At 54.2% G+C, this 12,722-nt stretch carries 13 protein-coding genes; 2 read left to right on the plus strand and 11 right to left on the minus strand.

Annotated features, from left to right (window positions below):
• Positions 1 to 113: 113 nt before the first annotated feature.
• The 5 genes from yciH to pgpB all read right to left on the minus strand — a co-directional run bounded on the left by yciH (position 114) and on the right by pgpB (position 3,760).
• Positions 114 to 440, minus strand: coding sequence for a stress response translation initiation inhibitor YciH (gene yciH, locus ACOYA6_RS08585; RefSeq protein WP_039031861.1), 327 nt, complete (start codon positions 438 to 440; stop codon positions 114 to 116).
• Positions 440 to 1,177, minus strand: coding sequence for an orotidine-5'-phosphate decarboxylase (gene pyrF / locus ACOYA6_RS08590; protein ID WP_039031860.1), 738 nt, complete (start codon positions 1,175 to 1,177; stop codon positions 440 to 442). Before pyrF ends, yciH begins: the two co-directional genes overlap by 1 nt.
• 182 nt (positions 1,178 to 1,359) lie before the next feature.
• Complete coding sequence (gene lapB, locus ACOYA6_RS08595) at positions 1,360 to 2,529, minus strand: lipopolysaccharide assembly protein LapB (RefSeq protein WP_039031859.1); 1,170 nt, start codon at positions 2,527 to 2,529, stop codon at positions 1,360 to 1,362.
• A gap of 6 nt (positions 2,530 to 2,535) precedes the next feature.
• Positions 2,536 to 2,844, minus strand: a complete 309-nt coding sequence (locus ACOYA6_RS08600; protein ID WP_422654540.1) for a LapA family protein — start codon at positions 2,842 to 2,844, stop codon at positions 2,536 to 2,538.
• Between the two features lie 151 nt (positions 2,845 to 2,995).
• Positions 2,996 to 3,760: a phosphatidylglycerophosphatase B gene (pgpB, locus tag ACOYA6_RS08605; RefSeq protein ID WP_138369201.1), complete on the minus strand. Its 765-nt coding sequence runs from the start codon at positions 3,758 to 3,760 to the stop codon at positions 2,996 to 2,998.
• A 197-nt stretch (positions 3,761 to 3,957) separates the two neighbouring features.
• On the opposite strand from pgpB, the gene ribA reads away from it, so the two are divergent.
• On the plus strand, positions 3,958 to 4,548 hold the full coding sequence (gene ribA, locus ACOYA6_RS08610) for a GTP cyclohydrolase II (RefSeq protein ID WP_039031856.1): 591 nt from the start codon (positions 3,958 to 3,960) through the stop codon (positions 4,546 to 4,548).
• Between the two features lie 44 nt (positions 4,549 to 4,592).
• Here the strand turns inward: ribA and acnA are convergent, their stop codons facing one another.
• The 6 genes from acnA to topA form a co-directional block, all read right to left on the minus strand.
• The gene (acnA, locus tag ACOYA6_RS08615; RefSeq protein ID WP_138369202.1) at positions 4,593 to 7,268 is read right to left on the minus strand and encodes an aconitate hydratase AcnA; all 2,676 of its coding nucleotides are present in this window, start codon (positions 7,266 to 7,268) and stop codon (positions 4,593 to 4,595) included.
• A gap of 155 nt (positions 7,269 to 7,423) precedes the next feature.
• Positions 7,424 to 7,525 (minus strand): small membrane protein YmiC, encoded by a 102-nt coding sequence (gene ymiC / locus ACOYA6_RS08620; protein WP_231568169.1) that lies wholly within the window; start codon positions 7,523 to 7,525, stop codon positions 7,424 to 7,426.
• 125 nt (positions 7,526 to 7,650) lie between these two features.
• A complete protein-coding gene (locus ACOYA6_RS08625) occupies positions 7,651 to 7,821 on the minus strand; it encodes a hypothetical protein (protein ID WP_072036729.1) in 171 nt (56 codons plus the stop codon).
• Positions 7,822 to 7,823: 2 nt separating this feature from the next.
• Complete coding sequence (locus ACOYA6_RS08630; protein ID WP_218015341.1) at positions 7,824 to 7,964, minus strand: YmiA family putative membrane protein; 141 nt, start codon at positions 7,962 to 7,964, stop codon at positions 7,824 to 7,826.
• A gap of 334 nt (positions 7,965 to 8,298) precedes the next feature.
• Positions 8,299 to 9,273, minus strand: a complete 975-nt coding sequence (gene cysB / locus ACOYA6_RS08635) for an HTH-type transcriptional regulator CysB (protein WP_032611190.1) — start codon at positions 9,271 to 9,273, stop codon at positions 8,299 to 8,301.
• A 186-nt stretch (positions 9,274 to 9,459) separates the two neighbouring features.
• Complete coding sequence (gene topA, locus ACOYA6_RS08640) at positions 9,460 to 12,054, minus strand: type I DNA topoisomerase (RefSeq protein WP_039031854.1); 2,595 nt, start codon at positions 12,052 to 12,054, stop codon at positions 9,460 to 9,462.
• Between the two features lie 396 nt (positions 12,055 to 12,450).
• Between topA and ACOYA6_RS08645 the strand changes: the two genes are divergently transcribed.
• Positions 12,451 to 12,702 (plus strand): YciN family protein, encoded by a 252-nt coding sequence (locus tag ACOYA6_RS08645; protein WP_422654541.1) that lies wholly within the window; start codon positions 12,451 to 12,453, stop codon positions 12,700 to 12,702.
• Positions 12,703 to 12,722: the final 20 nt, after the last annotated feature.

Genomic DNA, 12,722 nt, shown 5'->3' on the forward strand with positions numbered 1-12,722 from the left:
TATACCGATTGCCACCGCAGTCGCTTGATAATGCCCTGTTATTTCTGGCTTTATCTGAATATAAGAATATTAAGCCACGGCTCAGGCCGTGGCTTATTTGTTTTTGTAGCCTGTTAACCGCCAGCTAATTTTACTTTCATGCCTTTGGCTTCCAGCAGAGACTTAATCAGATCCCGCTTGTCGCCCTGAATCTCTATTACGCCATCTTTAACCGACCCGCCGCATCCGCATTTTTTCTTTAGCTCAGCGGCAATTTGCGCCAGGGTCGCATCGTCGGCGTCAATTCCGGTGACCAGACATACGCCCTTCCCTTTACGCCCGCTGGTCTGGCGTTGAATACGTACAATGCCATCACCTTTTGGTCGTTCGGCTACTTCTTTTGGCTCATCAATGCGCCCGGTATCCGTTGAATAGACCAGGCGGCTGTTTGTATCGCGCATTACGCCCCCTTATGAAGTGATGCGTTGATAGCTTTCAGGGTTTGCGCCGGATCCGCAGACTGGGTTACCGGTCGTCCAATAACCATATAGTCCACACCCGCCGCCAGCGCCTGTTCCGGGGTCATAATGCGACGCTGATCGCCAGCGTCGCTCCCCGCAGGACGGATGCCGGGCGTAACCAGCTTGAAGTCCTGGCCGATAGCGCTCTTAAAGCGAACCGCTTCCTGGGCAGAACAGACAACACCGTCGAGCCCGCAGCTGTGCGTCAGGCGCGCCAGGCGCTCGGCATGTTCTGCCGGTGACAGCGTGATGCCAAGATCCAGTAGGTCGCTGGCTTCCATGCTGGTGAGTACCGTGACGGCAATCAGCAAGGGGGCATCTTTCCCGAATGGCACCAGTGCTTCGCGGGCCGCAGTCATCATGCGCGCGCCACCGGAAGCGTGGACGTTAACCATCCAGACGCCCAGTTCGGCTGCAGCCGCTACCGCGTGAGCCGTGGTATTTGGAATATCGTGGAATTTAAGGTCAAGAAAGACATCAAAACCGCGCTGCTGCATATCGCGAACAATTTGTGGGCCAAAGAGCGTGAACATCTCTTTACCGATTTTCAGGCGACAATCGCGCGGGTCAATGCGATCAACGAACGCTAACGCATTGTCGCGATTGTTGTAATCCAGAGCGACAACAACAGGAGATTCAGTAACTACGCGGGAAGAAGATGAAGCTGCAGACGTCATGACCGGACCTTCTCGTCGATGGGCGCCGCATCGGCGCGGGAATGATAAACGGCGTGCATTCTACCTGCGCATCACAAAAATTAACAGGTTCCATTTTTAATCCTGCCAGACTACAGCGCGCACGGACCAGATGGATAAAAACCTTGAAGTATGTTGTAACTAATATTGGGCTTTTTTAAAAATTACTGCCCATCGAGGCCGCGAATTGGCTTGATGGTGGACCAGGCACGGCAGGACGGACAGTGCCAGTACAGCGTATAGGCCGTAAATCCACACTTCTGGCAGCGATAGCGCGGCTTGCTGCGCACCTGCTCGCCAACCATGTCGCGCAGTACCATCAGGCTCTCTTTGGCGCGCCCCTCTTCCGCATCATTCAGATGGTAATCCATCAGCTTATGGAAGACGCGCATGGTCGGATGGCGCTGCAGCTGGCGGGTAATATACACCTGTGCGGTGTCGCTGCCTTCGTGCTCCTGGACCACATCCGCCAGCATCAGCTCAGCAGCGGCACCGGTGTTCTCTTCCACGCAGCGACGCAGGAAAGCCACCCACTCTTCGGCCATACCCAGTTGCTGATAGCAGGTTTGCAGCATCTCAAGCGTTTCACTGACCAGTTCTTTATCCTGATCGATAACCCGGAGAAGGCTCTCCACCGCTTTCTGGTAATCCCCTTTCGCCATGTAGACGCGCCCCATCATGATGGAGACGCGCGCGCTGCTGCGATCGGCGGTAGCGCCTTTCCGGAGCAGCGCCATCGCCTTGTCCATGTCTTCGTTGCCCATCTGCTGCAGGGCCAGTTCACAGTAGAAGTGGGCGATTTCAACGCGCTGTTTGTCTTTACCGAGTTTCACCAGACGTTCAGCAACGTCGATGGCTTTCTGCCATTCGCTGGTAGCCTGATAGATCTGCAGGAGCTGTTGCAGGGCGCTGATGCGAAAATCGGTCTCATCTACCAGCTGTTTAAACATCTCTTCGGCGCGATCGTATAACCCGGCGGCCATATAGTCGCGGCCAAGCTGCTGTACGGCCAGCAGACGCTGCTCATAGGTTAATGAGGCGCTTTCCATTAAGGTCTGGTGAATGCGGATGGCGCGGTCAACTTCGCCGCGGGAACGGAACAGATTACCGAGAGTCAGGTGGGCCTCAACGGTACCGGTATCCTCTTTCAGCATCTCGAGGAACAGGTCTACCGCTTTATCCTGTTGGTTACTCAGGAGGAAGTTAACCCCGGCGACATAATCGCGTGAAAGGCGGTTCGCTTCATCCTGTTTATTTTGTTGCGCACTTCTGCGGCCCATATACCAGCCATAGGCTGCGGCTACAGGCAAAAGCAGAAACAACAACTCCAGCATCTTAGATTATTCCTTCGCTACCGGCACACCTGAACTTACCGGAACGTCGGTCGGAGGCGTAATTTGGTTTTCAAGACGTTTAATTTTACGTTCGGCACGGGCAAGCGTTACCCGAACTTTAAGCCAGAACAGACCACAAATCAGCCAGCCGATTGCAAATCCTGCAGCGAACAGTACCGCCAGGAGGCTGGAAATTCGATACTCGCCTTGCGCCAGCAGATAATTAAACGTTACCTGTTGATCGTTTTGCGCGCCCAATGTGACGGAAATGACAAAAATCGCCAACACCAGTAAGAAAATGAGTAAATATTTCACATTACTTCCCGTTATGTGGTTTGAGCGAATAAAGAGTGTTCAACATAGCGTAACCAGCCTTATAAACTACCATTTTCATGACGTGGGCGAAACGGAAAAAGCGTCGCGCCACGTTAAGATCTGCGGCTAAATATGAGAATTTCAACCTCAGTCAGCTTTCTTGCTCTCTGTCGGCGATTTCCCGTTTCTCTTCTGCCGGAGGCGTGAGCGGACCACAGAATCGCTGGGCAAGCCAGGTTGCACAGGTGATGAGCAGCCATGAAATCAGGGTCGCCACCACCAGATCCCGCGGCCAGTGCATGCCAAGCAGCAAGCGGCTTCCCATCACGCCCGTTGCCCAGACCAGCAGTACGATGATGGTCACCGTGCGCCGCCGCGGCCACAGCAGACCTACTCCCAGCAGTGCCCAGCTTGCAGCAAACATGGTATGCCCGGACGGGAAGGCAAACCCGGTCTCTTTCTGCCAGTGTTTACGTAAAAAAGTGGGAATAGTCTGTTGTTCAGCAAGCTGTTCTTTCACGAGCTCACCGCGCGCTTTACGCTTTAAATTGTAGAAGTCGTTCACCGGGACATGGTGAGTTTTTTCCATCCAGACCACGAAAGGACGCGGCTCCTGAACCCGATCCTTGACCCAGGATTTTACGCCCTGACCGATAAGAATGACTCCTGCCAGGATGGCAAAGAGCATGATGGCGGCTCGCAGACGAAAACGCAGGCACCACAAAAACCAGGCGCAAAGAAGTGTGTGGGTGATAATCCCCCAGGGTTGGGTGACCGTCTCCGTTACCCAGAACAGCGCTTTCAACCATCCGCTATTCGCGCCTGGCTGCCACTGCCAGCCCGATATCCATAAAGCCACAGGCATAATAAGCAATATCCCTGCGCCAACCGCCGTGCGGCGGGCTATTGAAAGCATGTCGTCTCCTTTTTTCGATAAGCCTCACAATCATAACCGAAAAATTACAGCTGCGTAAAAATGTCGGATTGTGCGTTTAACGTTCGTTAAGCCGGGCGTGATTAGGTGAACCCGCGCAGCTTGTGGCAAAATAAGACAATACCGACAGCCAAACAGGCGACAGACACAAGGCGTGTCAGCATTTTCTGGAGAATCACATGCAGCTTAAACGTGTGGCAGAAGCCAATCTGCCAACCCCATGGGGCGATTTCCTGATGGTGGGCTTTGAAGAACTGGCAACCGGGCAGGATCACGTGGCGTTAGTGTTCGGCGATACGTCCGGGCAGACGCCGGTCCTGGCCCGCGTTCATTCCGAGTGTCTTACGGGTGATGCCCTGTTTAGCCTGCGCTGCGATTGTGGTTTTCAACTGGAAGCCGCCCTGTCGCACATTGCGGAAGAAGGCCGGGGCATCCTGCTGTATCACCGCCAGGAGGGTCGTAACATCGGTCTGCTCAATAAGATCCGCGCGTATGCGTTGCAGGATCAGGGCTACGATACCGTTGAAGCGAACCACCAGCTGGGCTTTGCTGCCGACGAACGCGATTTCACCCTGTGCGCGGATATGTTCAAGCTGCTGGGCGTGGACGAAGTACGTCTGCTGACCAACAACCCGCGTAAGGTTGAGATCCTGACCGAAGCCGGTATCAATATCGTCGAACGTGTACCGCTGATTGTGGGCCGTAACCCGAAAAACGAACACTATCTGGATACCAAAGCGGCGAAGCTTGGACATCTGCTTAACAAATAACATCAACAGCCCGGCAGCGTATGCGTGCCGGGCTGGTTTTCTTTTTAAGTCAGCATATTACGAATGACATAGTGCAAAATGCCGTCGTTCTGGTAGTAAGTGAGTTCTGTTGCGGTATCAATACGGCAGCGGCAGTCAACAACTTCGGTTTGCCCATCGGCTCGCGTCAGCTTGACCGGTACCGTTGCACCAGGCGTCAGATTTTGCAGGTCCGCAATATCAATCCGCTCCTCGCCTGTCAGCCCCAGCGTTTTACGTGATGCCCCCTGCGGGAACTCCAGCGGTAAAATCCCCATGCCAATCAGGTTTGAACGGTGGATACGCTCGAATGATTCGGCGATCACCACCCGTACGCCGAGCAGTCGTGGTCCTTTCGCCGCCCAGTCGCGGCTTGAGCCGGAGCCGTACTCTTTCCCGGCTATCACCGCCAGCGGGGTGCCTTCCTGCTGATACTTCATCGCCGCATCGTAGATGGAGATCACTTCTGTTCCAGGCAGATGACGAGTCATCCCGCCTTCCACGCCCGGCACCATCTCGTTGCGAATACGGATATTGGCGAAGGTACCGCGCATCATCACCTCGTGGTTGCCACGACGCGAACCGTAGGAGTTGAAGTCACGACGCTCCACGCCACGGCCCTGGAGATAACGCCCTGCCGGGCTATCGGCTTTAATACTGCCCGCCGGGGAGATGTGGTCGGTGGTTACCGAGTCGCCGAGAATGGCCAGCACGCGCGCGCCGTGAATATCTTCCAGCGGTTTGGGCTGTGCCAGCATGTCATCAAAGAAGGGTGACAGACGAATATAGGTGGAATCATCCTGCCAGCTGTAGGTGTCTGACCGCGCCACCTCGATGGTTTTCCACTCCGGCGTGCCTTCAAACACTTCGGCGTACTCTTTGCGGAACATGTCGGTAGAGACTTTTTCAACCGCAAGGGCAATCTCCTGCGCCGACGGCCAGATATCTTTCAGATAGACCGGATCGCCTTTACGATCGTGTCCCAGCGGATCGGTTGCCAGATTGATGTTCATATTGCCCGCCAGAGCATAAGCTACCACCAGCGGTGGAGAGGCCAGCCAGTTAGTTTTTACCAGCGGGTGAATACGTCCTTCAAAGTTGCGGTTGCCCGAGAGCACCGCCCCTACCGTCAGGTCGCCCTGCTTGATTGCCGTCTCGATAGGATCCGGTAGCGGCCCGGAGTTACCAATACAGGTTGTACAGCCGTAGCCTACCAGGTTAAAGCCCAGCTCATCCAGATAAGGCGTCAGGCGGGCCTGCGCCAGATAATCGGAGACGACTTTGGATCCCGGTGCCAGCGAGGCCTTGACCCACGGCTGGCGTTTCAGGCCAAGCGTAACGGCTTTTTTCGCCAGCAACCCAGCCGCCATCAGCACGCTGGGGTTCGAGGTGTTGGTGCAGGAGGTAATGGCCGCGATGACGACCGCGCCGTCCGGAAGCTGATACTGGTGACCATTCATCACGTAATCAATAGGCCGCCTGTCTTTCTGCGCGGTGTTAACTTCCAGTTCATTGCTGGCAGCAAAGGCTTTGGGCACATCCGCCAGGGCCACGCGGTCCTGAGGACGTTTTGGCCCGGCGAGACTGGCTTCAACTTCGCCCATATCCAGCGCCAGCGTGCTGGTAAACACCGGCTCATCGCCCGTGTTACGCCACATGCCCTGCGCTTTGGCATAGGCTTCCACCAGCGCGACCTGCTCGCTGCTGCGCCCGCTGAGGCGCATATACTCCAGCGTCACACCATCGATCGGGAAGAAACCGCAGGTGGCGCCGTATTCGGGAGCCATATTGGCGATAGTGGCCCGGTCCGCCAGCGGCAGGGAGTCGAGCCCGTCGCCGTAGAATTCCACAAATTTACCCACCACGCCGTGCTTACGCAGCATCTGGGTGACGGTGAGCACCAGGTCGGTGGCGGTGATCCCCTCGCTCAGCTTGCCTGTCAGCTTGAAGCCGACCACGTCCGGGATCAGCATGGAGACCGGCTGGCCGAGCATTGCCGCTTCGGCTTCGATCCCCCCTACTCCCCACCCCAGTACGCCAAGGCCGTTGATCATGGTGGTGTGTGAGTCGGTACCGACCAGCGTATCCGGGTAGGCCACCCACTCTTTATCCTGCAATTCACTCCATACCGCTTTGCCGAGATACTCCAGGTTGACCTGGTGGCAGATGCCGGTGCCGGGTGGGACGACGCTGAAGCGGCTGAACGCCTGCTGGCCCCACTTCAGGAACACATAGCGCTCGTGGTTACGCTCCATCTCAAGCCGTACGTTCTCTTCGAAGGCATCATCATCGCCAAAATGGTCCACGGTCACCGAGTGATCGATAACCAGATCGACCGGAGAGAGCGGGTTCACTTTAGCGGTATCGCCGCCAAGGCGCTTGACCGCTTCACGCATCGCCGCCAGATCGACCACCGCCGGAACGCCGGTAAAATCCTGCATCAGCACCCTGGCGGGACGATAGGCTATCTCCCGGTCGGCATGGGCGCTCTGCAACCATCCGGCCAGGGCATGAATATCTTCAGCCGTAACAGAGACTTCATCCTGCCAGCGCAGGAGATTTTCCAGTAACACTTTAAGCGACTTGGGTAAGCGCGCGATATCCCCAAGTTCCTTTGCGGCCAGCGGCAGGCTGTAGTAGTGATAGGTTTTGTTCTCAGCCTGCAATGTGTCCTTACTGGCTTCGCGTAGGGTTAACGACATAAGCTCCTCCTTAATTACCGGGATTGCGATACCCTGACTTTGATCAGGGCCGTAATTAAAGATAACACATCGTCACCGTAACGATTTGATAACAACTCAAATAGACAAATTCGGCGGGAAAACAAAAAGCCCCGCCGGAGCGAGGCTTTCGTCATTCACTGGAGGGTGAGCCAGATCAGCTGGCACCAGAAGAGGATCGAGAGGGAAAACGCGGCCATCCACGACCAGTATTTAGCTCCGGATATATTATTCATCATTGCGACACCACGCTTTATTTATTCTTTGACAGCTGAGTTTGCCTCAGTTCGATATTGCTGATGTGTATTTATTAAAGAGTACAAAAGCGCATCAGATTATTATCACGCTACGCTGATAATACGAATTATTGTTTTTTGGCTTCGTCTTCTGCGAACAAATCAATAAAGGCTTGCTGCTGCGGTGACAACTTCCAGGACGCCGGAACGTTACCTGTAGCGTCATTACGGACTTTGCGACGCGTGTCACGCTGCTGACACACAGGCTTCACTGCTTCACTACGCCCCTGAACCGCCATAATTAACCCCAGAATTTCCAGACCAGAAACGCCACCACGACCCAAAACAGCGTGGAACCCAGAAACACCGCCAGCCAGGCTTTACGCTTAAGTCCTGGGTCCCTTTGCGGCTCGTGACTTCCTGACGGCATTGCTAACCTCATACAATCGATTTCGCTTATCATTTTGATACCAAACAATTGGTATAAGTAATCGTGACTGAGATAAATCCTAAAGAAACTTTAGTCGAAGATCCAGCGAATTTACGAATCCTGTGGCGTCAAATATTTAATCTTTTGAGCGGAAATATATAAATGAAACGTGGAATTTGCGTAGCGGTTAATTATTTTCTATTTTTGTCAGCTTTGCTGAGCAGTTTCAGGAAAAAAACGCCGTAACCCCATGGTTAATGAGGCATGAGAGAAAACTGGAGGGGATTTTAATTCAGAACGACAACTGAGAAGGGTATCTTTCCCGAGGGAAAGATACCGAAGGTTATTATTTTTCCGGCAGCTTGATATCTTTAAACATCGCTTCGATATCTTCGTTCGAACGTAGCGCCACCGCGGTATCGACCACGTCGCGGGTCAGATGTGGTGCGAATCGTTGAATAAAATCATACATATAGCTACGCAGGAAGGTGCTGCGACGGAAACCGATTTTGGTGGTGCTGTGGCCGAACACCCCCTGGGTATCCAGTCGCACTAAATCGGGATCGGCGACAGGATCCACCGCCATGCTGGCGATAACCCCTACCCCCAGGCCAAGGCGTACGTAGGTTTTGATCACATCGGCGTCGGTGGCGGTAAAGACAATCCTTGGCGTCAGCCCTGCGCGGTTGAAGGCGGTATCCAGCTCCGAACGGCCCGTAAAACCGAAGGTGTAAGTCACCAGCGGATACTGCGCCAGCTCTTCAATGGATACCGAAGTTTTCGCCGCCAGCGGATGCTCTGGCGTCACCACAATCGAGCGGTTCCAGTGATAGCAAGGCAGCATCACCAGATCGTCATACAGATGCAGCGCTTCGGTGGCGATAGCGAAGTCCGCGTTGCCCTTAGATACCGCCTCGGCGATTTGCGTCGGCGAGCCCTGATGCATATGCAACGACACGCGAGGATAGCGCTCGATAAACCCTTTGATGACGCCCGGCAGAGCGTAGCGCGCTTGGGTGTGGGTGGTGGCGATATACAGCGAGCCTTTATCCGGCCAGGTGTGCTCCCCGGCAACGGATTTAATGGCATCGACCTTCGACAGCACTTCGCGGGCGATACGAATAATCTCCTGCCCGGCAGGCGTAACCTGGGTAAGGTGTTTACCGCTGCGGGCGAAAATCTGGATCCCCAGTTCATCTTCAAGCATACGGACCTGCTTGCTGATGCCAGGTTGCGAAGTATAGAGACCTTCTGCGGTGGAGGAAACGTTAAGGTTGTGGTTGACCACCTCAACGATATAGCGGAGCTGCTGTAGTTTCATGCCAGACCATCCGATTTAGCGCACACGGGCAATCGCTTAAGACGATTTGATAATAAGAAAAGGGTTAACTATAACCACTATATCACTTATATCTTTGCTGTATAGTCCGTAACAAAAAATAATAACCGGGCAATAAAAAAGGGCCGGAACCCCGGCCCTTTAAAGGTAACTTACAGTAAATTAAGGTTATTTCTTACCTTCAACCCATTTACCGTCAACATAAAATGCTGACCAACCTGTCGCTTTACCGTCTTTTTCAGCAGCAACATATTGCTGCTTAGTTTTACGGCTAAAGCGCACAACGGTCTTATTACCCTCTGGATCCTGCTGAGGAGCATCGGCCAGATAGCGCAGTTTTTCTGCCAGACGATCGCGGAAGCGATAAAGCTCTTCGACCAGTGGCGCACGCGTTTCACGAGATTTCGGGAAGGTGTTTGCCGCCAGGAAGACGCCCGCAGCGCCATCACGCAGAACAAAGTAGGCATCGGACTTTTCACACGGCAGTTCCGGCAGCGGAACCGGATCTTCCTTCGGCGGTGCCACTTCACCATTACGCAGGATCTTACGCGTGTTTTTGCAGTCGTCGTTGGTGCAGGCCATGTACTTACCAAAACGCCCCATCTTCAGGTGCATTTCAGAACCACACTTCTCACACTCCACAATCGGACCGTCATAGCCCTTGATGCGGAACTCGCCCTCTTCGATCTCGTAGCCGTCGCAGGTCGGGTTGTTACCACAGACATGCAGCTTACGTTTCGGATCGATCAGGTAGCTGTCCATCGCCGTGCCGCATTTGGTGCAGCGACGTTTGGCGCGCAGGGCGTTGGTTTCCGCATCGTCGCCTTCCAGCACGTTCAGCACTTCGTTTTCCGGCACCAGGTTGATGGTGGTTTTGCAGCGCTCTTTAGGCGATAACGCATACCCTGAGCAACCGAGGAACACACCGGTGGTGGCGGTACGAATACCCATCTTACGGCCGCAGGTCGGGCAGTCGATGCTGGTCAGCACCATCTGGTTCGGCTGCATGCCACCCTCTTCAGGGTCTTTTTCCGCTTTGTCCAGTTGCTTGGTGAAGTCGCTGAAGAAGCTGTCCAGCACCTTCTTCCACTCGGCTTCGTGGTTAGCCACCTGGTCAAGGCTGTTTTCCATCTGCGCGGTAAAATCGTAGTTCATCAGCTCGCGGAAGTTATCTTCCAGGCGATCGGTGACGATTTCACCCATTTTCTCAGCATAGAAACGACGGTTTTCGGTCCGCACATAGCCGCGATCCTGAATGGTCGAAATGATCGACGCATAGGTAGATGGACGACCGATACCGCGTTTTTCCAGCTCTTTCACCAGCGAGGCTTCGCTGAAGCGTGCCGGCGGCTTGGTGAAGTGCTGTGCCGGGGTCAGCTCAACAAGGGTGAGTTCATCCCCGGTGTTGACCGCTGGCAGGGTTTTATCTTCATCACCCTTACGCAGCGCAGGCATCACTTTGGTCCAGCCGTCGAAACGCAGGATACGTCCACGCGCTTTCAGGCGGAAATCACCGGCACCCACGGTCAGGGTGGTGGAGTCATACTGCGCAGGCGTCATCTGACAGGCAACGAACTGGCGCCAGATCAGCTGATAGAGTTTCTGCGCGTCGGCTTCCATATCCTTCAGGGATTCCGCCAGTACAGCGACGTCCGAAGGACGAATAGCTTCGTGCGCTTCCTGCGAGTTTTCTTTGCTGTTGTACTGATTTGCGCTCTCAGGCAGGTATTTCTTACCGAAGTTATCGCCAATGTAATCACGCACCATGTTAACGGCGTCCTGGCTCAGGTTGGTTGAGTCAGTACGCATATAGGTGATGTAACCCGCCTCATACAGACGCTGAGCCATCATCATGGTTTTTTTCACGCCATAGCCCAGACGGGTGCTGGCCGCCTGCTGCAGCGTGGAGGTAATAAACGGTGCGCCGGGCTTGCTGCTGGTCGGTTTGTCTTCACGATCCAGTACCTGATAGCGGGCTTTTTCCAGCATCGCCACCGCGGCCATAGTCTGATCGCGGTTTTCAGGGCGGAACGGTTTATCGTTCTGATGGGAGACTTCCAGCGGCAACGTATCGCCGCCTGGCGTCGTTACGCTGGCGTCAATTTCCCAGAACTCTTCCGGCACAAACGCTTTGATTTCGCGTTCCCGTTCAACCACCAGACGTACGGCAACAGATTGCACGCGGCCAGCAGAAAGACCACGCGCAATCTTTTTCCACAGCAGTGGAGAGACCATATAGCCCACGACGCGGTCCATAAAGCGGCGCGCCTGCTGGGCGTTAACGCGATCGATATTCAGCTCGCCCGGCTTTTCAAACGCCTGGCGGATCGCATTTTTGGTAATTTCGTTAAACACCACGCGGCTATAGCGTGTGTCATCGCCCCCGATCACTTCCCGCAGGTGCCATGCAATGGCCTCCCCTTCGCGGTCAAGGTCGGTTGCGAGATAGATGTGGTCGGCTTTTTCCGCCAGCTGTTTCAGCTCGGAGACGACTTTCTCTTTACCCGGCAGTACTTCGTACTGTGCCTGCCAGTTATCCCATGGGTTAACCCCCATGCGATTTACGAGCGCGCTACGTTCATCCTTTTTAGGCTTTTTGGCCCCTTTGGTGGAGGTAGAGTCGGCGCTCTTCTTGGCTGAGCCACTGGTCGGCAGATCGCGGATGTGACCGACGCTGGACTTAACCACGTAGTCACTACCCAGATACTTATTGATCGTTTTGGCTTTTGCCGGGGACTCAACGATAACGAGAGCTTTACCCATATTCACCTTTACCTAATTTGTTTCTTCCAGGAATACGTCGCGTGAGTTCACCTTCCACTGGCGACGAGACAGTTATATAGCGACGCCATCAGTGGATATCAACCCTCTTTTCAGTTCAGTCGCAAAAACGACGTCACACAAGCGGTTGAGATAACGCGCTTTTTCTCGCTTCAGTGTGACTGCACGACGAGACTTAGGTCGAATGTCAAGCAAATCTGTTGCCAGAATGACGAAAGCGCACACTCTACCTGATAAAATCCGTTACGCAACTTTATTAGCATGCAAAAGCAAATCACGCCAGCGCTGTCCGTCTTGCCCGACATGCGCCAAAATGGGGAAAATTTGCTCCCGGGACCGCTGCGGCGTAGACTAATAACACTGTTTAAGGAGTGGATAATGCAGCAAACTACCCAACCAATTGACCGCATAACATTGCTTGCTGAAGCAAATAAACTCATTCGTGAACATGACGACACCATGGCAGGGATCGAAGCCACAGGCGTAGAACAGCGCAATGGTGTGCTGGTGTTCAGCGGGGAATACTTCCTGGACGAACAAGGTCTGCCGACCCCGCGCAGCACGGCGGTATTTAACATGTTTAAATACCTGGCCCATGTGCTCTCCGAAAAGTACCACCTGGTTGATTGATGCGAAAACGCGAGGCAAAT

Origin of the sequence: Leclercia barmai (assembly GCF_049312895.1) — a bacterium.
GTDB classification, from domain to species: Bacteria; Pseudomonadota; Gammaproteobacteria; order Enterobacterales; family Enterobacteriaceae; genus Enterobacter; species Enterobacter barmai.